At 69.6% G+C, this 22121-nt stretch carries 20 protein-coding genes, 1 tRNA gene and 2 pseudogenes; 8 read left to right on the top strand and 15 right to left on the bottom strand.

The window, feature by feature from the left end; translation table 11 throughout:
- Positions 1-329: 329 nt before the first annotated feature.
- Positions 330-1166, bottom strand: a complete 837-nt coding sequence (locus SALMUC_RS21760; protein WP_020039285.1) for a protein NO VEIN domain-containing protein — start codon at positions 1164-1166, stop codon at positions 330-332.
- Between the two features lie 440 nt (positions 1167-1606).
- Here SALMUC_RS21760 and SALMUC_RS31735 point away from each other — a divergent pair.
- A pseudogene (locus tag SALMUC_RS31735) lies at positions 1607-1765 on the top strand (transposase); the annotation flags it as partial.
- Between the two features lie 173 nt (positions 1766-1938).
- A pseudogene (locus SALMUC_RS31905) lies at positions 1939-2679 on the top strand (transposase domain-containing protein); the annotation flags it as partial.
- A 229-nt stretch (positions 2680-2908) separates the two neighbouring features.
- Here SALMUC_RS31905 and SALMUC_RS21750 read toward each other — a convergent pair.
- Both SALMUC_RS21750 and SALMUC_RS21745 read right to left on the bottom strand, forming a co-directional pair.
- Positions 2909-2998 (bottom strand) — tRNA-Ser (locus SALMUC_RS21750).
- A gap of 74 nt (positions 2999-3072) precedes the next feature.
- Positions 3073-4722, bottom strand: a complete 1650-nt coding sequence (locus SALMUC_RS21745) for an electron transfer flavoprotein-ubiquinone oxidoreductase (protein WP_020043305.1) — start codon at positions 4720-4722, stop codon at positions 3073-3075.
- 285 nt (positions 4723-5007) lie between these two features.
- On the opposite strand from SALMUC_RS21745, the gene greA reads away from it, so the two are divergent.
- Positions 5008-5478, top strand: coding sequence for a transcription elongation factor GreA (greA, locus tag SALMUC_RS21740; protein ID WP_020043304.1), 471 nt, complete (start codon positions 5008-5010; stop codon positions 5476-5478).
- A gap of 12 nt (positions 5479-5490) precedes the next feature.
- The gene (locus tag SALMUC_RS21735) at positions 5491-6507 is read left to right on the top strand and encodes a hypothetical protein (RefSeq protein ID WP_020043303.1); all 1017 of its coding nucleotides are present in this window, start codon (positions 5491-5493) and stop codon (positions 6505-6507) included.
- Here the strand turns inward: SALMUC_RS21735 and SALMUC_RS21730 are convergent.
- Both SALMUC_RS21730 and mobA read right to left on the bottom strand, forming a co-directional pair.
- Positions 6504-7352: a hypothetical protein gene (locus tag SALMUC_RS21730; RefSeq protein ID WP_020043302.1), complete on the bottom strand. Its 849-nt coding sequence runs from the start codon at positions 7350-7352 to the stop codon at positions 6504-6506. The genes SALMUC_RS21735 and SALMUC_RS21730 overlap by 4 nt on opposite strands.
- Positions 7349-7969: a molybdenum cofactor guanylyltransferase MobA gene (gene mobA, locus SALMUC_RS21725; RefSeq protein WP_021120801.1), complete on the bottom strand. Its 621-nt coding sequence runs from the start codon at positions 7967-7969 to the stop codon at positions 7349-7351. Before mobA ends, SALMUC_RS21730 begins: the two co-directional genes overlap by 4 nt.
- A gap of 51 nt (positions 7970-8020) precedes the next feature.
- Here mobA and SALMUC_RS21720 point away from each other — a divergent pair, with 51 nt between their 5' ends.
- Together SALMUC_RS21720 and SALMUC_RS21715 are read left to right on the top strand one after the other, a co-directional pair.
- On the top strand, positions 8021-8722 hold the full coding sequence (locus tag SALMUC_RS21720; protein ID WP_020043300.1) for an AzlC family ABC transporter permease: 702 nt from the start codon (positions 8021-8023) through the stop codon (positions 8720-8722).
- Positions 8719-9045: an AzlD domain-containing protein gene (locus tag SALMUC_RS21715; RefSeq protein ID WP_020043299.1), complete on the top strand. Its 327-nt coding sequence runs from the start codon at positions 8719-8721 to the stop codon at positions 9043-9045. The genes SALMUC_RS21720 and SALMUC_RS21715 overlap by 4 nt, the downstream gene beginning before the upstream one ends.
- Here SALMUC_RS21715 and SALMUC_RS21710 read toward each other — a convergent pair.
- From SALMUC_RS21710 to SALMUC_RS21700, 4 genes are all read right to left on the bottom strand, one after another.
- On the bottom strand, positions 9030-9698 hold the full coding sequence (locus tag SALMUC_RS21710; protein ID WP_020043298.1) for a hypothetical protein: 669 nt from the start codon (positions 9696-9698) through the stop codon (positions 9030-9032). The genes SALMUC_RS21715 and SALMUC_RS21710 overlap by 16 nt on opposite strands.
- Before the next feature lie 29 nt (positions 9699-9727).
- Complete coding sequence (locus tag SALMUC_RS29180; RefSeq protein ID WP_020043297.1) at positions 9728-9862, bottom strand: aa3-type cytochrome c oxidase subunit IV; 135 nt, start codon at positions 9860-9862, stop codon at positions 9728-9730.
- 124 nt (positions 9863-9986) lie between these two features.
- Positions 9987-11015: an MBL fold metallo-hydrolase gene (locus SALMUC_RS21705; protein ID WP_020043296.1), complete on the bottom strand. Its 1029-nt coding sequence runs from the start codon at positions 11013-11015 to the stop codon at positions 9987-9989.
- Entirely contained in the window at positions 11015-12715 is a 1701-nt protein-coding gene (locus SALMUC_RS21700) for an acyl-CoA dehydrogenase (RefSeq protein ID WP_020043295.1), read from the bottom strand. The genes SALMUC_RS21705 and SALMUC_RS21700 overlap by 1 nt, the downstream gene beginning before the upstream one ends.
- A gap of 120 nt (positions 12716-12835) precedes the next feature.
- Between SALMUC_RS21700 and SALMUC_RS21695 the strand changes: the two genes are divergently transcribed.
- The gene (locus SALMUC_RS21695) at positions 12836-13792 is read left to right on the top strand and encodes an L-threonylcarbamoyladenylate synthase (RefSeq protein ID WP_020043294.1); all 957 of its coding nucleotides are present in this window, start codon (positions 12836-12838) and stop codon (positions 13790-13792) included.
- Between the two features lies 1 nt (position 13793).
- Here the strand turns inward: SALMUC_RS21695 and SALMUC_RS21690 are convergent, their stop codons facing one another.
- Positions 13794-14369 (bottom strand): YqgE/AlgH family protein, encoded by a 576-nt coding sequence (locus SALMUC_RS21690; protein WP_020043292.1) that lies wholly within the window; start codon positions 14367-14369, stop codon positions 13794-13796.
- A 144-nt stretch (positions 14370-14513) separates the two neighbouring features.
- Between SALMUC_RS21690 and SALMUC_RS21685 the strand changes: the two genes are divergently transcribed.
- Positions 14514-15305 carry a protein-disulfide reductase DsbD domain-containing protein gene (locus SALMUC_RS21685; protein WP_021120798.1) on the top strand — a complete coding sequence of 264 codons (792 nt, stop codon included), beginning with the start codon at positions 14514-14516 and terminating at the stop codon, positions 15303-15305.
- A 5-nt stretch (positions 15306-15310) separates the two neighbouring features.
- On the opposite strand, the gene SALMUC_RS21680 is transcribed toward SALMUC_RS21685, so the two are convergent.
- The 5 genes from SALMUC_RS21680 to SALMUC_RS21660 all read right to left on the bottom strand — a co-directional run bounded on the left by SALMUC_RS21680 (position 15311) and on the right by SALMUC_RS21660 (position 22079).
- Entirely contained in the window at positions 15311-18694 is a 3384-nt protein-coding gene (locus tag SALMUC_RS21680) for an efflux RND transporter permease subunit (protein ID WP_020043290.1), read from the bottom strand.
- A 3-nt stretch (positions 18695-18697) separates the two neighbouring features.
- Positions 18698-20170, bottom strand: coding sequence for an efflux RND transporter periplasmic adaptor subunit (locus SALMUC_RS21675; protein ID WP_020043289.1), 1473 nt, complete (start codon positions 20168-20170; stop codon positions 18698-18700).
- A 94-nt stretch (positions 20171-20264) separates the two neighbouring features.
- Complete coding sequence (gene moaB / locus SALMUC_RS21670; protein WP_020043288.1) at positions 20265-20807, bottom strand: molybdenum cofactor biosynthesis protein B; 543 nt, start codon at positions 20805-20807, stop codon at positions 20265-20267.
- 7 nt (positions 20808-20814) lie between these two features.
- On the bottom strand, positions 20815-21387 hold the full coding sequence (locus tag SALMUC_RS21665) for a hypothetical protein (protein WP_020043287.1): 573 nt from the start codon (positions 21385-21387) through the stop codon (positions 20815-20817).
- Positions 21384-22079 carry a uracil-DNA glycosylase gene (locus SALMUC_RS21660; protein ID WP_425414325.1) on the bottom strand — a complete coding sequence of 232 codons (696 nt, stop codon included), beginning with the start codon at positions 22077-22079 and terminating at the stop codon, positions 21384-21386. Before SALMUC_RS21660 ends, SALMUC_RS21665 begins: the two co-directional genes overlap by 4 nt.
- Between the last annotated feature and the right edge of the window lie 42 nt (positions 22080-22121).

The following is a 22121-nucleotide window of genomic DNA, read 5'->3' as shown; positions in this document are numbered from 1 at the left end:
GGGTCAGTATTTGGCGGTTTCACATTCCGGTCAAGTTTTCTGCGAACTATCTTGTCGGGATCGCAAGCCGTGATCGCCGTCCGGCGCGTCCCGACAAGGGGGACTTCAAGGCGCCCGGCAGCCACGGTGCCGGCTGACGAGGGCCATGGGCCGGAAATGTCGCGCCGCCGATCCGCACCGGTGGGCAGGCTTTCCGCGCTGATCGAGAAACTTCGCTTTGGTTGGCGCGAGGCGCTGTCGCGACAGAATCAAATAATTGGGCTTTCCGAAGACGAGTACTTCGGACGTAAGTGAATCGTGCAATCTTGGCACGCCGGGTCCGCCGGATCTCAGTGAAAGCTGGCCTGAAACGACGTCGGCGTCAGCGAGACATGCGCATCGAGCGGCGGGTACAGCTCGAACGCCCGCGGCTCGCGCGAGAAATTCCACATCCGGAACAGGCACCACTCCGCGCGCCGTTCGTCGGCAACGGCCAGCTCGTTGCGCGTTATGTGGAAAGGCGTGCGTTCCCAGCCGTTCGTGGTCTTCACCTCGATCAGCCGTGGGCGGCCGTCCGGCGCATAGCTGGCGATGTCATAGCCCGCACCATCGCCGTCTTCTTCGGAGACCCAGCGGACCTTTCGCGCGAGATCATCGCGCCCCGCGTCCTTCAGAGTAGCATGCTCGTGCGCCAGGACGCGCTCCTCGCCCGCGCGGCCGAGGGCGCGATTGCGCTCGTCCCGGCCCGCCACGTCGAACTTGCGGGCGATGTGCAGCATCTGGTCCAGCTCCTGCGGTGGAGGCTGGTTGGAGAGCGTGGGCGGAGGACCGATCCAGATCTGCGCAGGCGCGCGCATGTCGGTCGCAGGGCGCGTTCCGGGCAAACGGCCCAGCCAATCCGGATACATATCCAGCCACCGCGCCACCGCGTCGACCAACGTTACCTGGAAATTGAAGGCGGGCTTGTAGCCGGGGATCCAGTCCTCGCCGAGCCCCTTCAGCACCGCGCTGATGTTCTGGTGCTTGAACTCGACCGATCCCTCCGACCGATCATTCAGCAGCGGCAGTAGGGCCCGGCGATGCTCAGCCTTGCTGTAGCGGCGCCCGGCGATGTCGTCGGCCAGCATCGCGAAATAGTCCGCGACGATCAGGTCGTTTTCTTCATCGGTCCAGAGGCCACTCGCCATGCCGCCAGGCTAGAGGCGCGATGTGCGTTTGTCATCAATGGCTTCGCCAAACTCGATGCCGATTGATCCGCCACCGCTATGCGCCGTTCTGCCAGCGCACCCATCGGCTACGCCTCCTGCATGTTCGGTCTCTGTTGCGCTCGATAGCGATGGATATAGGGCGCGCAGTTTTGGCGGTGCTGCGATTCATGCCATTGTAAAAGCGAGAGAATTTTCGACCGAACCGAAATCGGCGCGGTTCGCCCGACCAGAGACGAGAGGCCATTCAGAGACGGAAATCGCCGCGCCGCGGAGTCTCGGCGGTTCGCCCCCAGGTGGCAAACCCCTTTGAAAACAGGAGAAATTCCGACTCGGTGTAAGCGCTGTCCCGCGGTCACCTTCCGCGATGTTTCGGCGAATGCGAGAGCATCCTTATCGTGAGTTAGGGAGTGCGGTTCGCAATGTGCGCTACAAATGCGTTTCTCAGATCGCTCGGTGTGGAGATCTACGCGTCCGGACACCGGCGCTGGCCGGATGAGGCGAAGGCGCAGGCAGTCGCCGAGACGCTCCAGCCGGGAATGACGGTGAACGATGTTGCAACGCGGTTCGGTATCCAGCCGAACCAGCTGTCGGCGTGGCGGCGCATGGCGAAGGACGGCAAGCTTGTCCTGCCGGCCGATGAGGGCGCCGGAGATGAGGCGGTGTTCGCGCCTCTCGTGGTGTGTGACGCGGGGTCTCCTGCGCCAGAGGCGGAGAGCAGCGCCGTGGGGCGCGATATCCGGCTCGCTGTCNGATCGCCGCCGAGGGCCTGCGCCGTATCGCTGAGATCTACAAGGTCGAGGACGACATCCGCGGCATCGAGCCCGGCCAGCGCTTCTCGGCCCGGCAAACGCGAACGGCACCCCTGGTCGCGGCGTTCGGAGAGTGGCTGCAAGAACAGCGATTGCGGGTGTCGGCGAAATCCCGGCTCGGTGAGAAGCTGGCCTATATCCATCGCCACTGGGATGGCCTGCAGACCTTCCTCTACGACGGCCGCGTCGAGATCGACTCCAACGGCGTCGAAAACCTGATCCGCCCTATCGCTCTGAACAGAAAAAATGCGTTGTTCGCCGGTCACGACGAGGGCGGCAGGGCCTGGGGCCGCATCGCGTCACTGATCGAAACCGCAAAGATCAACGGCGTCGAAAACCTGATCCGCCCTATCGCTCTGAACAGAAAAAATGCGTTGTTCGCCGGTCACGACGAGGGCGGCAGGGCCTGGGGCCGCATCGCGTCACTGATCGAAACCGCAAAGATCAACGGCGTCGAAAACCTGATCCGCCCTATCGCTCTGAACAGAAAAAATGCGTTGTTCGCCGGTCACGACGAGGGCGGCAGGGCCTGGGGCCGCATCGCGTCACTGATCGAAACCGCAAAGATCAACGGCGTCGAACCATTCGCCTATCTCAAGGCCACCCTTGAGGCCATCGCCGCTGGCTATCCGCAAGGTCGGATCGACGATCTCCTGCCGTGGAACTTCCCGCCGTCAAGCTGAACGCGCGTGGGGCGCAGCCAACGCTTACGAAAATCTTCGCCATTTCAGATGCTTGTAACCTATTCACTAAATCCGCGCAGTCATGAGGTCCGGAGAATATAGGCCCTGAGAGACCGCTTCCGGGCCACCCGGCGCCTCTGCCGGTGCTCAGCCCCTCCCGCATAACCCCCGAATACAACGAGAAAATCCGGCCGCAGCCGGATGGAGAGAACGCTTTCGCGAGGGCAAGTGGCGGAGAGGAAGGGATTCGAACCCTCGAGACGGTTTCCCGCCTACACACTTTCCAGGCGTGCGCCTTCGACCACTCGGCCACCTCTCCGCCGACCCGTCTAGCCGAAACCGACGGAGAGGTTCAAGCGATTATCTCGACCCAGCGAGACGCCCGCAGCGGCGTCACATGTTGGGGTAGTTCGGGCCGTCGCCCCCCTGCGGGACCGTCCAGTTGATGTTCTGGGCCGGATCCTTGATGTCGCAGGTCTTGCAGTGCACGCAGTTCTGGAAGTTGATCACGAAGCGCGGCTCCTTGCCCTCTTCCTCGACGAACTCGTAGACGCCCGCAGGGCAGTAGCGCGCCGAGGGGCCCGCGTAGGTCGCAAGGTTGACCGAGACCGGCACGGATTCGTCCTTGAGCTTCAGGTGCGCCGGCTGGCTCTCCTCGTGGTTCGTGAAGGAGTAGCTGACGTTCGTCAGGCGGTCGAAGCTCAGCTTGCCGTCGGGACGCGGGTAGCCGATCGGCTTGTGCTTCGCGGCGGGCTCGGTGATCTCGGCGTCGGACTTGCCGTGCTTGATCGTGCCGAAGAGCGAGAAGCCGAGGGTGTTGGTCCACATGTCGAGACCGCCAAGACCCAGCGAGCCGCCCAGCCCGTACTTCGACCACAGCGGCTTGACGTTGCGCACCTTCCAGAGGTCCTTGCCGATGGCGCCTTCGCGCACCTCGGTTTCGTAGTCGGCCAGCTCGTCCGAGGCGCGGCCTTCCTTCAGCGCCGCGACGGCCGCCTCGGCCGCCGCCTTGCCCGAGAGCATGGCGTTGTGGTTGCCCTTGATGCGCGGCACGTTGACCATGCCGACCGAGCAGCCCAGCAGCGCCACGCCCGGCGCGACCATCTTCGGCATCGACTGGTAGCCGCCCTCCGAGATCGCCCGCGCCCCGTAGGCCACGCGCTTGCCGCCCTCGAGCAGCTCGGCCACGTGCGGGTGATGCTTGAAGCGCTGGAATTCCATGTAGGGGAAGAGGTGCGGGTTCTTGTAGTTCAGGTGCACCACGAAGCCGACGTAGACCTGGTTGTTGTCCAGGTGGTAGATGAAGGCGCCGCCGCCGGCGTTCTTGCCCAGCGGCCAGCCCATGGTGTGCTCGACCCGGCCCTCGCGATGCTTCTCGGGGTCGATCTCCCAGATTTCCTTCATGCCCAGGCCGAACTTCTGCGGGCAGTGGTCCTTGGAGAGGTCGTATTTCGCCATGACCTCCTTGGCGAGCGAGCCGCGCACGCCCTCGGAGAGGAAGACGTACTTGCCGTGCAGCTCCATGCCCGGCTCGTAGCCCGGGCCGGGGGTGCCGTCGGGGTTCTTGCCGAACTCGCCGGCGACCACGCCCTTGACCTCGCCGTTCTCGCCGTAGACCAGCTCGGAGCAGGCCATCCCGGGGAAGATCTCGACCCCCAGCGCCTCGGCCTGTTCGGCCATCCAGCGGCAGACGTTGCCCATCGAGACGATGTAGTTGCCCTCGTTCGACATCAGGCCGGGCATCGGCCAGTGCGGGATGCTGACCTTGCCGCCCTCGCCCAGGAGGTAGAACTTGTCCTCGCGCACGGGAACGGTGATCGGGGCGCCCTTTTCCTTCCAGTCGGGCATCAGCGCGTCCAGGCCGCAGGGGTCCAGAACCGCGCCCGACAGGATGTGCGCGCCCACCTCCGAGCCCTTCTCGAGGAGGACCACGTCCAGGTCCGCGTCGAGTTGCTTCAGGCGGATCGCTGCGGAGAGGCCCGCCGGGCCCGCTCCCACGATCACCACATCGTATTCCATCGACTCGCGTTCGATTTCGGCCATGCCGACCCCTCTGCTGGCATTGAGAAATAATCTTGCCGTTCTGGGTAGCGCGGGGGCAATGCCGAGGTCAATCTCGACAGGCCCTGCCGGACCCGTTGGCCCCTCTCGGCTATGGCGATGCCACCGCTCCGGGCACGGCGGCGCGGCGCGTCTACAGGCGGCGCTCCGCCCTTGCCAAAGCCCGGCGCAATGCCCACTCTTGCGTGACGACCCGACACATGCTTTGAGGCGAAAACCCAATACGGGGCCCGAGGAGAAGGCCCCGCATCAGTTCCGGGAAGACCCATGGAAAAGATACCGATGACCCGCGCGGGCTTTACCGCGCTCGAGACCGAATTGAAGACGCTCAAGTCCGAGGAGCGTCCGGCCATCATCCGCGCAATCGCCGAGGCGCGCGAGCATGGCGACCTGTCGGAAAACGCCGAATACCACTCCGCGCGCGAGAAGCAGAGCTTCATCGAGGGCCGCATCAAGGAGATCGAGGGGATCCTGGGTCTCTCGGAGGTGATCGACCCCGCCAAGCTCTCGGGCTCGGTCAAGTTCGGCGCGACGGTCACCGTCGTGGACGAGGACACCGACGCCGAGAAGACCTGGCAGATCGTGGGCGAGCACGAGGCCAACATCGAGAAGGGCCTGCTCAACATCAAGTCGCCGATCGCCCGTGCCCTCATCGGCAAGGACGAGGGTGACAGCGTCGAGGTCCGCACGCCGGGCGGCGACAAGAGCTACGAGATCCTGAGCATCGACTACAAGTAGGGCCCGCGCCGCATGGCCGACAACAGGGACAGCCGCAACGCGCCGCCGGGCATTCCGCGTTCGGACAGCGGCGGCGTGACCGGAATCGAGATCGCCGCCACCGGCTTCAGCCTGCTCTGGCTGGTGCTCTCGGGCGGCTACTTTCTCAGCTTCGGCGGCGAAGGGGCCGACGGGCTGCGTTTCGTGCTGACGATCATGGTGATCGTGCTGCCGGTGGCGCTGGTCTGGGTGGCAGCGACGGCCGCGCGGGCGAGCCGCGTCATGCGCGAGGAAAGCGCGCGGCTGCAGTCGGCCATCGACGCCATCCGCCACGCCTACATCACGCAGGCCCAGTCGGGCAGCAAGGACAGCTCGAGCGCCATCACCAAGAAGCTCGACGAGATCGCCGCCGCCCAGCGCAAGACCGAATCGGCGCTGGCGATGGTCTCCTCGACGCAGGCGGTGGCGGCGCAGGCCGCCGCGCAGACGCCCGTCGCCGCGGCGACCGGCAGCGCGGCCGAGGGCTCCGACGATCAGCCGACGCTGTCGCTCGGCACGCCGGCCGAGGCGCTGAGCCCGCCGCTGGCGCACGAGGATTTCATCCGCGCGCTGAACTTCCCCGAGACGGCCGACGACCGCGAGGGGTTCGCGGCCCTGCGCCGCGCGCTCAAGGACCGGCAGGCCGCCCAGCTGATCCAGGCCGCGCAGGACGTGCTGACCCTGCTCAGCCAGGACGGCATCTACATGGACGACCTGCGCCCGGACATGGCCCGCCCGGAGATCTGGCGCGCCTTCGCCGAGGGCGCGCGGGGCCGTGCCATCGCGGCGCTTGGCGGGGTGCGCGACCGCTCGTCGCTGGCGCTGGCCGCGGGGCGGATGAAGCAGGACCCGATCTTCCGCGACGCGGCGCACCATTTCCTGCGGCTCTTCGACAAGGGCGTCGCCCGCTTCGCCCCCGAGGCCAGCGATGCCGAGATCCAGCACCTGGCCGACACCCGCTCGTCGCGCGCCTTCATGCTGCTGGGCCGCGTCGCAGGCACCTTCGACTAGTCCAGCGCGGCGCAAAGCTCGGGCTCGTGGCCGAGCCCGAGGATCCAGCCCTCTTCCGGCGCCTCGACCGCCAGCATCGCCGCCCGGCGTTCGGGCGTCAGCCGCGCAAGCGCCCGCGCGGTCAGCCGCACCTGGTGCGCGTCCTTGATGCCGCCCCGGGCAGCGGCTTGCGCAACGGGGGCCTTGAGCAGCGAGGGCCAGATCTCGACCAGCGCAACGGGCGCCTCCAGCGGCTCGAAGGGCCAGGCGGCCACGCGGCCCGGAAAGCGCGAGCGCAGCCGGTCGAGCACCGGCAGACCGGTCAGCACCTGCCCGCCCACGGCGCCCGCGCCGCCCAGCTGCCAGCAGGAAAACGACCCGCGCGCCCGATCCTCGCAGGCGCGCCGCTCGGACATGCCGTGGCCTTCGCGGATGTCGCGGCGCGGCAGGTCGGGGATGTCCTCCTGCAGGCCGTTGAACCAGAAGGGCCCGATGCCGGGAAAGCGCCGGTTGATCGCCGCGCCAAGGTGAAAGCGGGTGTTGCGCCGGGGCGAATCCTCGAGCCGTTCCGCGATCCAGCGCCAGACCGCGAAGGGATCGGCGGTGCCGGTCAGCGCCCGGGCGAAGCCGCGCGGGTAGCCGAAGGGGAAGTCGAAGCCGATCATGAGCCGCTCGCCCAGCTCAAGCGCCGCCTCGATGCGCGCGACGAGCATCTCCTCGGCAAGCACCCGGTTGCGGGCGTAGAGCGGCGGCGCGTCGCCCGCGGGGCCGCTCTCGCCGATCCAGATGGCATCCTTGCGCGGGCGCGGTCCGGTGTCGTTGCCGCCGGACCAGTCGACCATGACGATGCCGTCGAAATCACTCATGGCAACCGCTCCTCCGCCGCGGCGAGGTCGTCCGGCGTGTTGATATTGGCGAAGGGATCGCGCGCCCCGACGTCCCAGACCGCCAGCCGGGCGCCATGCGCCTCGGCGAAGCCGCCCACGCGCCGTTCGCCCCGCTCGAGCGCCGCACGCAGTTCGCCGCGCAGCGCCACGGGCCAGAGCCCCACCGCCGGATGCCGCCGCAGCGCGCCACACGCCTCGCGCCCGGCAGCAATGGCCAGCGGCGCCTCCATGTCCCGCGCGGCCTGCGTAAGTCGCGCCACGAGGTCGGCTGGCGCGAAGGGCGTGTCGACCGGCAGGCTCACCACGGTCCGGGCCCCCTGCCCCGCCGCCCAGTCGAGCCCCGCCAGAAGGCCGGCCAGCGGGCCGGGGTGATCGGGCAGCGGATCGGGCAGCACCGGCAGACCGAACTCCGCGAAGCGCGCCGCCCCGGCGTTGGCGCTGAGCGCCAACGCCGCCACCTGCGGGCCGAGCCGCGCGATGGCATGGGACAGCAGCGGCCGGCCATGCAGCGCAAGCAGCGCCTTGTCGCCGCCGCCCATGCGCCGTGCCAGCCCGCCGGCAAGGATCACGCCAACCGTCTCTCCGTGCAATTGCATCTCCCCTGCGGCCCGGCTACGCCTGCGGCATCCAATCCCGGGAGATCAGCAATGGCCGTGCGCGGCGTCAAGTCGAGTTACTGGAAAGGCGTGCGCGACGGCGCCCCGTTTCTGCTGGTGGTGCTGCCCTTCGGGATGCTCTTCGGGGTGCTAGCGACCGAGGCCGGGCTGCCGATGTTCGACACCCTGGCCTTTTCCGTCGTCGTGGTCGCAGGGGCCGCGCAGTTCACCGCCATGCAGCTGATGCAGGACAACGCGCCCACGGTGATCGTGATCATCTCGGCGCTGGCGGTGAACCTTCGCATGGCGATGTATTCGGCCGCGATGACGCCGCACCTGGGCGAACTGCCGGTCTGGAAGCGCGCCGTTGCCGCCTATCTTCTGCTCGACCAGACCTACGCCAGCTCGGCCATCCAGTACGAGCGCGAGCCGGACATGACCCTGTCCGAGCGCTTCGCCTATTTCCTCGGCGTGGCCTCGATCATCTGCCCCGGCTGGTACGGCTTCACGCTGGTCGGCGTGATGATGGGCGCCGCCGTGCCGCCGGAATACGGGCTGGATTTCGCGCTGCCCATCGCTTTTCTGGCGATGATCGGCCCGGCGCTGCGGACCGGCGCGCATGTCGCGGCGGCGCTGGTCGCGGTCACCGCGGCGCTGCTCCTGTCGGTCGTGCCCTACAACCTCGGCATGCTGGTCGCCGCGCTGCTGGGCATGATGGCCGGCGCCGAGGTCGAGCGGAGGACGCAGGCATGATCGACCGCACGGAACTCTGGATCGTCATCATCGCGCTGGGGCTGGGCAGCTTCGCGCTGCGCTTCGTCTTCCTGGGGCTGGTGGGCGACCGCCCGCTGCCCGCGTGGCTGCTGCGCCACCTGCGCTACACGGCCGTCGCGGTCCTGCCCGCGCTGGTGGCGCCGCTGGTGATCTGGCCCCCGGCGACCGGGGGCGAGACCGACCCCGTGCGGCTCGCGGCAGCGGCCGCGGCATTCGCCGCGGGCTGGTGGCTCAAGAACGTGATCGCCGCCATGCTCGCGGGCGCCGTCGTGCTCGTTGGCCTGGGTTACTGGCTGTCCTGATCGCCGGACCGGTTGCGCCCGCCCGGGCCGGCCGCGGTGATGCGCGCCTCGTACTCGGCGATGGCGATCTGCTTGTCGTCGGCGTCGTTCTCGCGCAGCACCTGCTCGGTCACGCCGGGATATTTCGCAAGCTGATCGGCCAGCCGCACGGGGAACCACGTGCTGCTGATGCCCTCGAAGCCCGGAAGCTGCTTCAGCAGCCCAGAGGTCGCCACGGTGCACTGCGCCTCCGCCACGGGACCGGAAGCCTGCGCCAGCTGCAGCGCGCGTTCGGCCACCTCGGCGGGCACCTCGATACGCTGGATGCGCACGCGGTAGGTCTCGCGCGCGTGGGCGCGGCCGTAGAATTCCGCCACGTCCGGGGTGATGCCGTAGAGCACGTCCCCCACTTCGGGCACGTTCTTGGCGCGCACCGAGCCGGCGGGGTCGAAGACCACCCGCTGCGAGGGCGCGTTGATCATCAGGCTCGAATGCGCACCGGCGTCCGAGCGGTTGTTGACCATCGTGTAGAGCGTGATCGCCGGCGGACCGTCGTGCCGGTAGCGCGCGGCGGCGACCTCTTCCGGGCTGGCGTCCGGGCGATTGGCGCCGGGCACGGCGCAGCCCGCAAGCGCGACCATCGCGGCGCAGAGGACCGCGGACCGAAAACGCATCGTCACTCTGTCACCCTTGCCGCGTGAGATCAGGCGTTCCACATCGCCAGAAGCAGGAGGAGGACGATGATGGTCACCACCGTGCGGATGGTGAAGGTGATGAAGCTATTGAAGGTCTTTTCCTGCTCGGTGATGTCCATGCTGCCGTGCTTGTAGTCTGCCATGTGCCTGTTTCCGTCCGTGTATCCGCGTCAGATCGGGTGCCTGACTAGCCCATTTTCCGGCACCTGTCACCTGCGCAAAAGCCGCAGGTCGCGGCAATTCTCCGCGCCGCGGCGCGGGCCGGCGTCAGGCCGCCTGCCAGAGCCAGGCGCCATCCGCGCGCAGGCTCCGCGTGGCGCGGCCCTCGTGCCACAGATGCAGGCAATGGGCCATCGCCTCGACCAGCGCGAGGCCGTATTCCGCCTCGCCGATGGTGCGCTTGAAGAGCGGCGCAAAGCACTCTCCGGCGGCCTTGGGCTCGGTGAGGTGCGCGTGCAGCCGCGTCAGCGCGCCGTGGTGGTTGTCGATGAGCTGCGCCATGCGGAAGGGCAGCCCGGTGAAGGGCAGCTTGTGCCCGCCGAGCACCAGGTGATCCGGCCGCGCCAGGTCCGACAGGCGCTCGCAGGACTCCAGCCAGTCGCCCACCGGGTCGGCCTCGGGCTCGCTGGCGAAGACGCCGAGGTTCGAGCTGATCGTCGAGAGCACCTGGTCGCCCGCCAGCACCAGCCGGTCGTCGCGCGACCAGAGCGTCGCGTGCTCGGGCGCGTGGCCGTTGCCGATGTGCACGTCCCAGGTGCGCCCGCCGATGCGCAGGGTGTCGCCCTGCCGGATGCGCGTGAAACCCAGCGGCATCGGCCAGACGCAGTCGGCGAAATTGAACGGCCGCTCCGACGCGCGCTTGTCGAAGATCTCGGGCGCCATGCCGCAGCGGCGCCAGTAGTCGAGCTGATCGTCCCCCGGGCGATCCTGCGCATCGAGCTGCAGCATCCGCGCGTAGAGCCATGCCGTGCGCGTGGTGACAAGCTCGGCGCCCGCCTCCTGGAACCAGCCGGCGAGGCCCACGTGATCGGGGTGGTGATGCGTGACCAGCACCCTTTGCACCGGCCGCCCCGCCAGCGGACCGGCCAGCAGCCGCTCCCAGACCGCGCGGGAGCGGTTGCTGGAAAAGCCGGTGTCCACCAGCGTCCAGCCGTCGCCGTCGTCCAGCGCGTAGACGTTGACGTGATCCAGCTTCATCGGCAGCGGCAGGCGCATCCAGAGCACGCCCTCGGCCACCTCGGTCGCCGTGCCCTCGGCCGGAGGCTCCGGCCAGGGGTAGTGCAGCCCCGAGGTCATCAGGCCGCGAGGTCGTCGGGGGAAATCGCCATGAGGGGATCGCTGCCCGCGCGGACCTGCGCCAGCAGGCCGGAATGCTCGGGCAGCAGCGATTCGATGTAGAACCGGCCCAGCCGCGCATGCGCGCCCTCGGGCTCGGCCAGGGCCGCGCGCAGGTGGAAATGGCCGCCCAGCACGCGGGCAAAGGCGCGCAGGTAGGCCACGGCACCGCCGAAGCGCGCCGGCGCGGGCTGTTCGGCCAGCCACTCGGTCGTCTCGCGCAGGCTCTCGGCCGCTTCCCAGACCGCCGAGGCGAGGTCGGGCAGCGCGCCGCGGGCGGCCTCGGCGCTGGCCTCGATCTCGTCCAGCAGACGGCAGGCGGCCTCGCCCCCGTCGGCCAGCTTGCGGCCGACCATGTCCATCGCCTGGATGCCGTTGGTGCCCTCGTAGATCGCGGTCACCCGCACGTCGCGGAAGAACTGCGCCGCGCCCGTCTCCTCGATGTAACCCATGCCGCCATGCACCTGCACGCCAAGGTCCGAGACCGCGCAGCCGGTGTCTGTGCCGAAGGCCTTGGCGATGGGCGTCAGGAAGGCCGCGCGGGCGGTCCATTCGGCCTCGCCGGTGGCGCGGCCCATGTCGATCGCCACGCCGCAGGACAGCGCGATGGACCGCGCCGCGAGAATCTCGGCCTTCATGGTGGCGAGCATCCGGCGCACGTCGGCATGGCCGACGATGGTGCCCTCGGGCGACTTGCCCTGCTTGCGCTCCATCGCGTAGGCCAGCGCGTGCTGGTAGGCGCCCTCGGCCGCGCCGATGCCCTGCCCGCCCACGCCGAGGCGCGCGTTGTTCATCATCGTGAACATGGCGCGCATGCCGTCGTTGGGCTCGCCCACGAGCCAGCCGGTCGCCCCCTCGTAGGACATCACGCAGGTCGGGCTGCCGTGCAGGCCCATCTTGTGCTCGACCCCCACGACCTTGAGGCTGTTGGCAACGCCGGGCGTGCCGTTCTCGTCGGGAATGAGCTTGGGCACGATGAAGAGGCTGATGCCCTTGGTCCCCGGCACCGCGTCGGGCAGGCGCGCCAGCACCAGGTGGCACACGTTCTCGGTGAAGTCGTTGTCGCCCCAGGAGATGTAGATCTTCTGCCCGGTGATCGCGTAGCTGCCGTCGCCGTTGGGCTCGGCCTTCGTGGTCAGCGCGCCCACGTCCGAGCCCGCCTGCGGCTCGGTCAGGTTCATGGTGCCCGACCACTCGCCCGAGATCAGCTTGGGCAGGTAGAGCGCGCGCAGTTCCTCGGAGGCGTGGTTTTCCAGCGCGTCGATCTGGCCCTGCGTCATCAGCGGATTGAGCTGCAGCGACAGGCAGGCGCCGGCCATCATCTCGTTCACGGCCGTCGTCACTGCCATCGGCAGGCCCATGCCGCCCTGCTCGGGGTCCGCCGCGATGGCGACCCAGCCGCCCTCGGCCACGGCGCGGTAGCCCTCGGCGAAGCCGGGCGAGGTGCGCATCCGCCCGTTCTCGAGCACCGCCGGGTGCAGGTCACCCTCGCGCTGAAGCGGCGACAGCTTCTCGTCGCACATGCGGCTCGCCTCGCTCAGCACGGCGCTGACGATCTCGTCTGTGGCCTCGGCGTAGCGGTCTGTCTCCTGCACGGCCGGAAAGCCGACCACCTTGTCCAGCAGAAAACGGAATTCCGAAACGGGCGAACGGTAGGGCATGGTCAAAGTCCGATCACGGTTGGCAATGAAAGGCGCCTCGGATACTGAGGGCAACAATCCTCGGGACCGTAATGGCCCCCGGCCCACCGACCAACAGAAACGCCGCGTCACGGACCAGCCATGAGCGACCTCGTCACCCTCCGCCTCGACGCCGACGCGCCAGGGGTCGCACGCGCCGCCGAGATCCTCGCCGAGGGCGGGCTGGTCGCCTTTCCCACCGAAACCGTCTACGGGCTGGGCGCCGATGCCGCCAACGACCGCGCCGTCGCGCGCATTTACGAGGCCAAGGGCCGGCCCAGCTTCAACCCGCTGATCGTGCACCTGTCGGACATCGAGGCGGTGCAGCGCCTCGTGGTCTGGTCCGAGCCGGCCGAGCGCGTCGCGCAGGCCTTCTGGCCCGGGCCGTTGACCATGGTGCTGCCGCTGCGCGAGGACGCCCGCGTTTCGCGGCTGGTGACCGCCGGGCTCGACACGCTGGCGGTGCGGCTGCCGGCCAATCCCACCGCCCGCGCCCTGCTGAACGCCTTCGACGGCCCCGTGGCGGCACCCTCGGCCAACCCCTCGGGCCGGATCAGCCCGACGCGGGCCGCGCATGTGCTCGAGGGGCTGGACGGCAAGATCGAGGCGGTGCTCGACGGCGGCCGCTGCGGCGTTGGGCTGGAATCCACGATCCTGGGGCTGACGGGCAAGCCCACGATCCTGCGTCCCGGCCGCGTCACCTCCGAGGACCTGGGCCGCGTGCTGGGCCGCCCGGTGCTCGAACGCAAGGACCGCGACAAGATCTCGGCGCCCGGGCAGCTGGCCTCGCACTACGCGCCCCGCGCGCGGGTCCGGCTCAACGCCGCCGAATGGCGCGAGGGCGAGGCGCGGCTGGGCTTCGGCGACGAACCCTGCGACCTGAACCTCTCGCGCTCCGGCGACCTGGTCGAGGCCGCGGCCAACCTCTTCGAGTACCTGCACCGGCTGGATGCCTCGAACGCCGAGGTCATCGCCGTGGCCCCGATCCCGCACGTGGGCCTGGGCGTTGCGATCAACGACCGGCTCAGCCGCGCGGCCGCGCCGCGCGAGACGCCCTAGCTCAGGCGCTGCCGCCCTCGGCCGACAGCAGGTGCGCCGAGACGCCGAGCGACTTCAGTGCGGCGCCCCATTTCTCCGGGTCCGGCGTGCGGAACACCAGCTCGGGCGCCGCGTCGCAGACCAGCCAGCCGTTCTGCGTCAGCTCGGCTTCCAGCTGCCCCGGCCCCCAACCGGCATAGCCCAGCATCGCCATCCAGTCCGCCGGACCGTCGCCGCGGGCGATGTGTTCGAGCACGTCGAGCGTGCCGGTCATGTGAAATGTCCCGTCGACCTGCAGCGTCGTCAGCTCGGAACTGTAGTCGGCCGAATGCAGCACGAACCCGCGCCCCATCTCGACCGGGCCGCCGAAATGCACGTGGCGGTCGCCCATCTCGGCCTCGGGCTCGATCGAGAGCTGTTCGAGCAGCGCCGTCATGGTCACCTCGGAGGAGGGCTTGTTGACGATCAGCCCCATCGCGCCCTCGTCGGAGTGCGCGCAGACAAAAACCAGCGCCTGCTCGAATCGTTCGTCGCCCATGCCCGGCATGGCAATGAGCATGCGGCCCGTCAGATCGGATGCGCCGGAAGGGGTGGTCATGATGCGCGAGACGTCCTTGTCTTGTGTGATCGTCTCAACATGACCGTGGCCGCGAGGGGGTGCAAGGGGCCTGCCGGCAACGCCTCGCGGCGCTTCGCCGGAATGTGACTTGGCATTTCGACGCAGCCGCGCCATTCAAAAGACATGATACGTCGTCTGCTTGCCTCCATGGCCTGCGCCGCCGCGCTGGCCCTGCCCGCCGCCGCACAGGAGCCCGTGACCGCCGAGTTGCGCCCCGGCTGGCGCCTGCCCGACGGCGACCACGTGGCGGCGCTGCACCTGCGGCTTGCCCCCGGGTGGAAGACCTACTGGCGCGCCCCGGGCGCGGCGGGCATCCCGCCCGAGTTCGACTGGAGCGGCTCGCGCAACACCGGCCGGATCACAGCCCTGTGGCCGACGCCGCATGTCTTTCGGCAGTCGGGCATGCGCTCGATCGGCTACAAGCAGGAACTGGTGCTGCCGCTGCGGATCGAGACACGCGGCAGCGGCGACGCCAAGCTCTCCATCGAGATGGACCTCGGCATCTGCAGCGATGTCTGCCTGCCGCACAGCCTGAGCCTCACGGGACGGCTGCCGGCGGATGTCACCCAGCCGGACCCGGCAATCGCCGCCGCGCTGGCCTCGTCCCCCTTCTCGGCCTCCGAGGCCGGGGTGCGGGGCGTGCGCTGCAGCATCCGCCCGGTGAAGGGCGGCATCGCCCTTCACGCCGAGATCGACATGCCCACCGCGGGTGGCCAGGAGGAGGCCGTGGTCGAAAGCGGCCAGCCGATGCTCTGGGCCAGCGAGCCGCGCAGCGCGCGCAAGAACGGCACGCTCGTGACCGAGACGAAGCTGATGCACGTCGAGGGCGGCGCCTTTGCGCTCGACCGGTCGCGGCTGCGCTTCACGGTGATCGGCAAGGATCACGCGGTCGATATCCGCGGCTGCGACCCCTGACCTTCTCAGGCGCGGCGCGGGGCGCCGCGCCCAAACACCACCGTGGCCAGCCAAAGCAGCAACACCAGCGCCGCGACCCCCGCGATGAAGAGCGCGAAGCCCGCCATCAGCGGCGAGACCGCCGCGAGCGCCGGCAGCGACAGCGCCGCCGGCAGCGCGCCGGTCACCGCGACCCAGCCCATCGTCACCGCCAGCCAGCCCAGCACCAGCGCCAGCGCGCCGCCCAGCGCCGCGCGCACGCCGCTCACGCGGAAGCCCAGCCCGCGACGGAAGGCCCGCACGCGCCGCCCGATGTCGTGCTGCGCCGCCACCAGCGCCGGCACCACGAGCAGCACCAGCACCATGCCGAAGCCCAGCCCGTAGACCAGCGTGATGACCGTGGGCTTCAGGAACTCGGCCTGCGACGAGCCCTCGTAAAGCAGCGGCGCGAGGCCCAGCACCGTCGTGGCGGTGGTCAGGAAGACCGGCCGCAACCTGTCGGCCGCGCCGTCCACGATGGCCTGCATGATGCCGCGATCCTCGGCGTATTCGTCGATCTGCGTCACCAGCACGATGGAGTCGTTGATGATGATCCCCGTCATCCCCAGCAGGCCCACGACCGTGAACATCGACAGCGGCACGTCCCAGAGCGCATGGCCGTAGATCGTGCCCACGAGGCCGAAGGGAATGATCGACATCACAACCAGCGGCCGCGTCCAGCTCGCAAAGACCCAGGCCAGCACGAGGTAGATCCCCAGCAGCACGAGGATCAGCCCCGTGCGCGCGTCGCTGAGGAACTCGTCCTCCTGCTCCGACAGGCCCGAGAGGCGCCATTCGACCTGCCGCTCGGCGGCGATCGTTGGCAGGATCTCCTCCTCCAGGGCCTGCTGGATCTCGGTCGCGCGCTCGGCGTTGTCCTCGGAGATGTCTCCGGTGACCGAGATCACCCGCAGGCCGTTCTCGCGCCGCACGGTCGAAAAGCCGGTGCGGCGGTCGACGCTGACGATGTCCGCCAGCGGCACGTAGGCCCCGTCGGGCGTGCGCATCTGCGTGCGTTCGAGGAAATCCGCCGTCAGCTCGCTCTCCGGCAGCTCGACCCGGATCTCCGCGCTGCGCGGCCCGTCCGGATAGGTCGCCGCCTCGATCCCGCCCAGCCGGTTGCGCAGCACGCTGCCCAGCTCGTCGATGGTGAAGCCAAGCGCGTCCCCCTGTGCCGTCAGCTCGAGGATCAGCTCCTCCTTGTCGTAGGAAAGGTTGTCCTCGACCGCCGAGACCTCGGGGTAGCGCAGCATCTCGGACTTGAGGTCCTCCGAAGCCGCCTTGAGCGTCGGCGCATCGGCGCCGTAGAACTGCACGTCCAGCGCATCGCCCCCGGGCCCCGAACGCCAGCCGCGGAAGCTGATCGTCTCGGCCAGCGGGTGGCGCTCGGCGCGCTCCTGCAACTCGCCCACGAACTCGAAACTGGAATAGGGCCGCAGGTCGGAATCGATCAGCTCGATCGAGATCGCGCCCAGCTGGTCGGCGTCCTTGGTGTCGGCCCCGGCGAGCCCCCGGCCCGAGTTGCCGCCGATCTCGGTGATGACGTAGTTCAGCGGATTGCGGCCGTAGCGCTCTTCGTATTCCGCGCCCAGCGCCTCGGTGGACTGCTGCAGCAGGCGCATCTGCGCCAGCGTGTCGGCGCGTGTGGCGCTCGGCGCCATGGCGAAATTGCCGCTGACCGAGGACCGCTCGGGCGCGTTGAAGAACCGCCACTGCACGTCGCCCCGGATCAGCAGCGCCGCCTGGCTCGCCAGCGCAACGACGGCCACCGCAAGCACGACGTAGCGCCCGGTGATGACACCCGCCATCAGCGGGCGGAACAGCTGCGCGCGCACCCAGCGGAAGCCCCGGTTCACCAGCCGCGACGGCAGGTCGTACCAATGTTCCTTGCGCGAGGCGCCGATGGCATGGGCCATGTGGTTGGGCAGGATCAGGAAGCATTCGACGAGGCTTGCCAGAAGCACCACGATCACGGTGAAGGGAATGTCCTGGATCATGTCGCCGAAGCGCCCGCCGATGGCGGTCAGCCCGAAGAAGGCGATCACCGTGGTCAGCGTGGCCGAGAAGACCGGCAGCGCCATGCGCTGGGCCGCGGTTTCGGCCGCCTCGACCGGCGGCAGCCCGTCGCGCGCGAGGTGGTCGGCGTGCTCGCCCACGACGATGGCGTCGTCGACCACGATGCCCAGCGTGATGATGAGCGCGAAAAGCGAGATCATGTTCAGCGTGAGGCCGCTCACGTACATCAGGGCCAGCGTCGCCAGCATCGCCGTCGGGATGCCCATGGCCACCCAGAAGGCCGTCCGCGCGTTCAGGAAGAGGAACAGCAGCACCACGACCAGCACGAGGCCCGTCAGCCCGTTGTCGATCAGGATGTTGAGCCGCCCCGAGATCGCCTCGGCCCGCGTGCGGATCAGGTCGATGGACGATCCCGCGGGCAGCGAAGCCTCGAACTCGCGCGCGACCTCCTCGACCTGGCGCTGGATCTCGATGGCGTCGCCCTCGGCCGAGCGGTCGACCCGGACCGAGATCGCCGGGTTCTCGCCCACGAAATAGCTGCGTTCGCGGTCGATCCCCTCGACCCGCAGCCGCGCCACGTCGCCCACGGTCAGGTTGGTGCCGTCCCGCTCGGACCGCAGGACGATGGCCTCGATATCGTCGGCGGTGCGTTTCTCGACCCCGGTGCGCACCCGCGCGTTGGCGCCGCTCACGTCGCCGGCGGGGCTGGTGTCGACCTCGGCGGCGATGGCCTGCGAGATCTCGCGCATGGTGACGTCGTAGGCGATCAGGTTCTGCGAGGGCACTTCCACGATGGTCTGCGGCGCCGCGAGGCCGCGGATCGTCGTCCGCGTCACGCCCTCGGCAAAGAGCCGCACGACGAACTCGTCGGCGAAGCGGCCCAGCTGGTCGGGCCCGACCGGGCCGGTGATGACCACGTCGGTCACCCGGTCCCACCAGCCGCCCGAGCGGATGTTCGGGTCCTCGGCGTCCTCCGGCAGGTTCGAGATCGAATCCACCGCCGTCTCGACATCGTCGACGGCCTTCATCATGTCGTAGCCCGGCTCGAACTCGAGCTCGATGCTGGCCGAGCCCTCGCGCGAGCGGCTCTCGGCGTTGACCACGCCCTCGACGCCCAGCAGCGTCGGCTCCATCACCTGCACGATGCCGGAATCGATGTCCTCGGCGCCGGCGCCCTCCCAGGTCACGTTGACGGTCACGTCATCGTCGACGATGTCCGGGAAGAACTGCGCCCGCATGTTGGGCGCCGCCAGCAGGCCCGCCGCCAGCAGCATGACCAGCAGCAGGTTGGCCACCGTGGGGTGACGGGTGAAATAGCTCAGGATGCCACTTGCCTGGCCGGGGACGCGCTGCATGGATCAGCCCCCCATCCGCGCCTCGAGCCGCGCCACCATCTCGGCGGGCACCCGGTCCTGCGACAGCTGCGCCAGCACGCGCTCCTTGGCCGCCTCGGGCATGCCGTCCGCCGCCTCGATGAAGGCCACCAGCCGCGCCCGCCGGTCGGCGCTGAGCGCGAGCGTCTCGCTCTCGTCCTCACCCGATGCGGCCGCCCCGGTCTGCGCATCGCTCTGCAGCGGGCGCACCTTGATGCCGGCGCCGAGCAGCGGCGTGCGCTGCGCGACCACCTCGCGGCCTTCCAGCCCCTCGGCCCGCACTAGCACGTCGTCGCCCTGCCGGCGCATGAGTTCGACCTCGACCGGCTCCAGCCGCGACTCGGCGCCGATGACCAGCACCGCGCCCGAGGCATCCAGCGCCGTCGCCGGCAGCCGCGCCACGCGCTCGAGCGGCGGTTCCTCGACCTCGACGGTGACGAAATCGCCGGGCTTGAAGCCCCGCGCCCGGTCCAGCGTCGCGTAAAGCTGCCGCCCGGTCTGGCCCTCGCCCACCGCGGCGCCCTCGCGGTCGAGCATGCCCTCGGCCGAGAGGTTCGTGCCGAAGAGGTCCAGCACCGCCGTCACGGGGGCGTCGCGCAGATCCCCTTGCGCGTCCAGAAGCCGGGCGTATTGCTGGGTCGAGACGCGAAAGGCCACTTCCAGCGCGTCGGGATCGACCAGCATGGCAAGTTGTTCGTTGGCCGAGACCAGCCGCCCGGAAACCACCGTCACCTCGGACAGCTGCCCCGCGAACTCGGCGCGGATCTCGGTCTCGTCGAGGCGCCGCTGCGCCTCCTCGCGCGCGATGCGCGCACGGGTCAGGGCCGTGTCGGCCTGATCGACCCGCGCCTCGGCCTGCGCCAGCGCCTGCCGCTGGCTCACCACCGCCTGGCGCGACGACGAGGCCGAAAGCTCGGCCTCCTCCGACAGCGCCGCCGTGCCGACGCCCCGGTCCGCGAGGTCGCGCTGCCGCTCGAAGGCGCGCTGGCGCAGGGCAGCCTGGTCCTCGGCCGCGGTCAGCGCGTCCTCTTCCAGCGTCACCGCGCGCCGCGCCTCGCGCAGCTCGGCCTCGGCGTCCATCAGCGCGCTCTCGGCGCGGTCGAGCTCGGCCTGCATGTCGGCGGGATCGATCCGCGCCAGCAGCTGCCCCGCCTCGACGCGCCCGCCCTCGACGAATTCGGGCGCGAAGTCGATCAGCGTGCCGCCGACCGCGCTGCGCAGCTCGAGCCGGCGCTGGCTCTGCACCTCGCCGAAGGCGGTCAGCACCGGGCGCAGGGTTTCCAGCCGGACGGGCACCGTGTTCACCGCGAAGACCCGCTCGCGCGCCTCCGGGATCCGGGGCTCGTCGGCCAGCCGGGCCTGCACCGCGTCGCGCACCAGCACGCCGGCGTAGACCAGCAGACCGAGGGTCAGTGACAGAAGGAACAGCCCGACCAGGCTGCGGCGGAGAAAGCGCATGCGTATGTCTCGTCCAGGTTGCCCGATACGTCGTATACGAGTGTAAGCGAGGCCCGGATTTTTCCAAACCACAAGGGTGTTACGCGCGCCGGGACTATTTCCGTCGCCGATGTTCGTCGAGACGCGGAAAAATTTCGACAAAGTTGCAGGGCATGTGCCGGTAGTCGAGCTGGTAGCCAAGGATCTCGTCCCAGGCGTCCTTGCAGGCGCCGGTCGAGCCCGGAAGCGCGAAGAGGTAGGTGCCCCCGGCGACGCCGCCCGTCGCGCGCGACTGCACGGCCGAGGTGCCGATCTTCTGCATCGAGACCATCGTGAAGACCGTGCCGAAGGCGTCGATCTCCTTCTCGTAGACGTCGCGATGCGCCTCGACGGTCACGTCGCGCCCCGTGAGGCCCGTGCCCCCGGTCGAGATCACCACGTCGACCTCCGGATCGGCCACCCAGGCGCGCAGCTGCGCCGCGATGGCCCCGCGGTCGTCCCGAACGATGGCGCGGGCGGCCAGGACGTGGCCCGCGTCGCCCAGCCGCTGCACCAGCGTGTCGCCCGAGCGGTCGTCGGCCTCGGCCCTGGTGTCGCTGACGGTCAGCACGGCGATGCGCACGGGGATGAAGTCTCGGGATTCGTCGATACGGCTCATGGCAAGCTCACAGGCAGGGGGTCATCACAGGCAGGCGCGGCGTCTCGAAGACCTGCGTCATGCGGCGCTGCCCCTCTTCGTTCGCAATGTGGCGCGCAAAGGCCACGAAGGCGCTCTCGGGATCGGCGCAGATCGCCCGGAACCGCGGGCCTGCCGCCTCCGTCATGTCCGACAGCGCGTGGTGCAGCGCCGCGTCGCGCTGACCCGGCGTCATCCTCGGCACGGTGTTGCGGGCAAAGAAGTCCGCCGCGCGTGCCAGCTGCGCGTCGATCCCGCTGCGCTCGCGGTCGGAGAAGCGATCGGGACAGGCCTGCACGACCTGCGCCGTCTGCACCAGCATGGTCAGCGCGCAGCCGGCCGCGCCCCAGGCGCTCTGGTCCGTACCGACGATCCCGCCCGGCCGGCGCCGCACGATCACCGGCCCCGGCAGCTCCAGCACCTCGAGGTCCGGCGCGGGGCGCAAGACCTCACCCGCGTGCTCGGCAAAGAGCCGGGCGTAGTCGATCCGGAAGCCCGGCGCCTCCTCCGCGGCGGCGGGCAGGGCCGCAACGAGAGCCAGGACCACGGCGCGCAGCCTCATGCCAGCGCCTTCATCTTCGCCTGCAGCTCCAGCAGGTCGGCCCAGGCCTCGCGCTTGAGCTGTGGCTGGCGCAGCAGGTAGGCGGGATGGAACATCGGCAGCGCCGGGCGGCCCTGCGCCTCGGTCCACTGCCCGCGCAGGCGGGTGATGCCGCGCCGGCCCAGCAGCGCGTCACAGGAGATATTGCCCATGATGACCAGCAGATCTGGGTCGATCAGTTCGATATGCCGCGCGAGGAAAGGCGTCATCATCGCGATCTCGTCCGGCTTGGGATCGCGGTTGCGCGGCGGGCGCCAGGGCAGGACATTGGTGATGTAGACGCTCTCGGCGCGCGACAGGCCGATGGCGCCCAGCATCCGGTCGAGCAATTGCCCCGCCCGGCCGACGAAGGGCTTGCCCTGCCGGTCCTCCTCGCGGCCCGGCGCCTCGCCCACGATCATCACGCGCGCGCCCGGCGCCCCGTCGCAGAAGACCAGCGACCGCGCCCCCAGCTTCAGCTCGCAGTGCTCGAAGGCGGCGATGGCCTCGCGCAGCGCCTCGAGCGAGTCCGCCGCGCCCGCCATGGCGCGCGCCTGCTCGACCGGATCGGGGCCGCTTTCAACCGGGGCTGCCGGACCGGGCCCCTGCGCCACGGCCGCGGGCGCCGGCTGGCTCTCCTCGTGGTTCGTGAAGGAGTAGCTGACGTTCGTCAGGCGGTCGAAGCTCAGCTTGCCGTCGGGATGCCCATGGCCACC

This window comes from Salipiger mucosus DSM 16094, assembly GCF_000442255.1.
In the GTDB taxonomy this organism is placed as follows: domain Bacteria; phylum Pseudomonadota; class Alphaproteobacteria; order Rhodobacterales; family Rhodobacteraceae; genus Salipiger; species Salipiger mucosus.
Note: the sequence above shows the minus strand (reverse complement) of the source record. Positions and strands in the feature narration are given on the sequence as shown.

Bases quoted from the DNA above. Each gene is read 5' to 3' on its own strand.
- SALMUC_RS21760 (WP_020039285.1), bottom strand. From the start codon at position 1,166: ATGGCGAGTGGCCTCTGGACCGATGAAGAAAACGACCTGATCGTCGCG.
- SALMUC_RS21745 (WP_020043305.1), bottom strand. From the start codon at position 4,722: ATGGCCGAAATCGAACGCGAGTCGATGGAATACGATGTGGTGATCGTG.
- greA (WP_020043304.1), top strand. From the start codon at position 5,008: ATGGAAAAGATACCGATGACCCGCGCGGGCTTTACCGCGCTCGAGACC.
- SALMUC_RS21735 (WP_020043303.1), top strand. From the start codon at position 5,491: ATGGCCGACAACAGGGACAGCCGCAACGCGCCGCCGGGCATTCCGCGT.
- SALMUC_RS21730 (WP_020043302.1), bottom strand. From the start codon at position 7,352: ATGAGTGATTTCGACGGCATCGTCATGGTCGACTGGTCCGGCGGCAAC.
- mobA (WP_021120801.1), bottom strand. From the start codon at position 7,969: ATGCAATTGCACGGAGAGACGGTTGGCGTGATCCTTGCCGGCGGGCTG.
- SALMUC_RS21720 (WP_020043300.1), top strand. From the start codon at position 8,021: ATGGCCGTGCGCGGCGTCAAGTCGAGTTACTGGAAAGGCGTGCGCGAC.
- SALMUC_RS21715 (WP_020043299.1), top strand. From the start codon at position 8,719: ATGATCGACCGCACGGAACTCTGGATCGTCATCATCGCGCTGGGGCTG.
- SALMUC_RS21710 (WP_020043298.1), bottom strand. From the start codon at position 9,698: ATGCGTTTTCGGTCCGCGGTCCTCTGCGCCGCGATGGTCGCGCTTGCG.
- SALMUC_RS29180 (WP_020043297.1), bottom strand. From the start codon at position 9,862: ATGGCAGACTACAAGCACGGCAGCATGGACATCACCGAGCAGGAAAAG.
- SALMUC_RS21705 (WP_020043296.1), bottom strand. From the start codon at position 11,015: ATGACCTCGGGGCTGCACTACCCCTGGCCGGAGCCTCCGGCCGAGGGC.
- SALMUC_RS21700 (WP_020043295.1), bottom strand. From the start codon at position 12,715: ATGCCCTACCGTTCGCCCGTTTCGGAATTCCGTTTTCTGCTGGACAAG.
- SALMUC_RS21695 (WP_020043294.1), top strand. From the start codon at position 12,836: ATGAGCGACCTCGTCACCCTCCGCCTCGACGCCGACGCGCCAGGGGTC.
- SALMUC_RS21690 (WP_020043292.1), bottom strand. From the start codon at position 14,369: ATGACCACCCCTTCCGGCGCATCCGATCTGACGGGCCGCATGCTCATT.
- SALMUC_RS21685 (WP_021120798.1), top strand. From the start codon at position 14,514: ATGATACGTCGTCTGCTTGCCTCCATGGCCTGCGCCGCCGCGCTGGCC.
- SALMUC_RS21680 (WP_020043290.1), bottom strand. From the start codon at position 18,694: ATGCAGCGCGTCCCCGGCCAGGCAAGTGGCATCCTGAGCTATTTCACC.
- SALMUC_RS21675 (WP_020043289.1), bottom strand. From the start codon at position 20,170: ATGCGCTTTCTCCGCCGCAGCCTGGTCGGGCTGTTCCTTCTGTCACTG.
- moaB (WP_020043288.1), bottom strand. From the start codon at position 20,807: ATGAGCCGTATCGACGAATCCCGAGACTTCATCCCCGTGCGCATCGCC.
- SALMUC_RS21665 (WP_020043287.1), bottom strand. From the start codon at position 21,387: ATGAGGCTGCGCGCCGTGGTCCTGGCTCTCGTTGCGGCCCTGCCCGCC.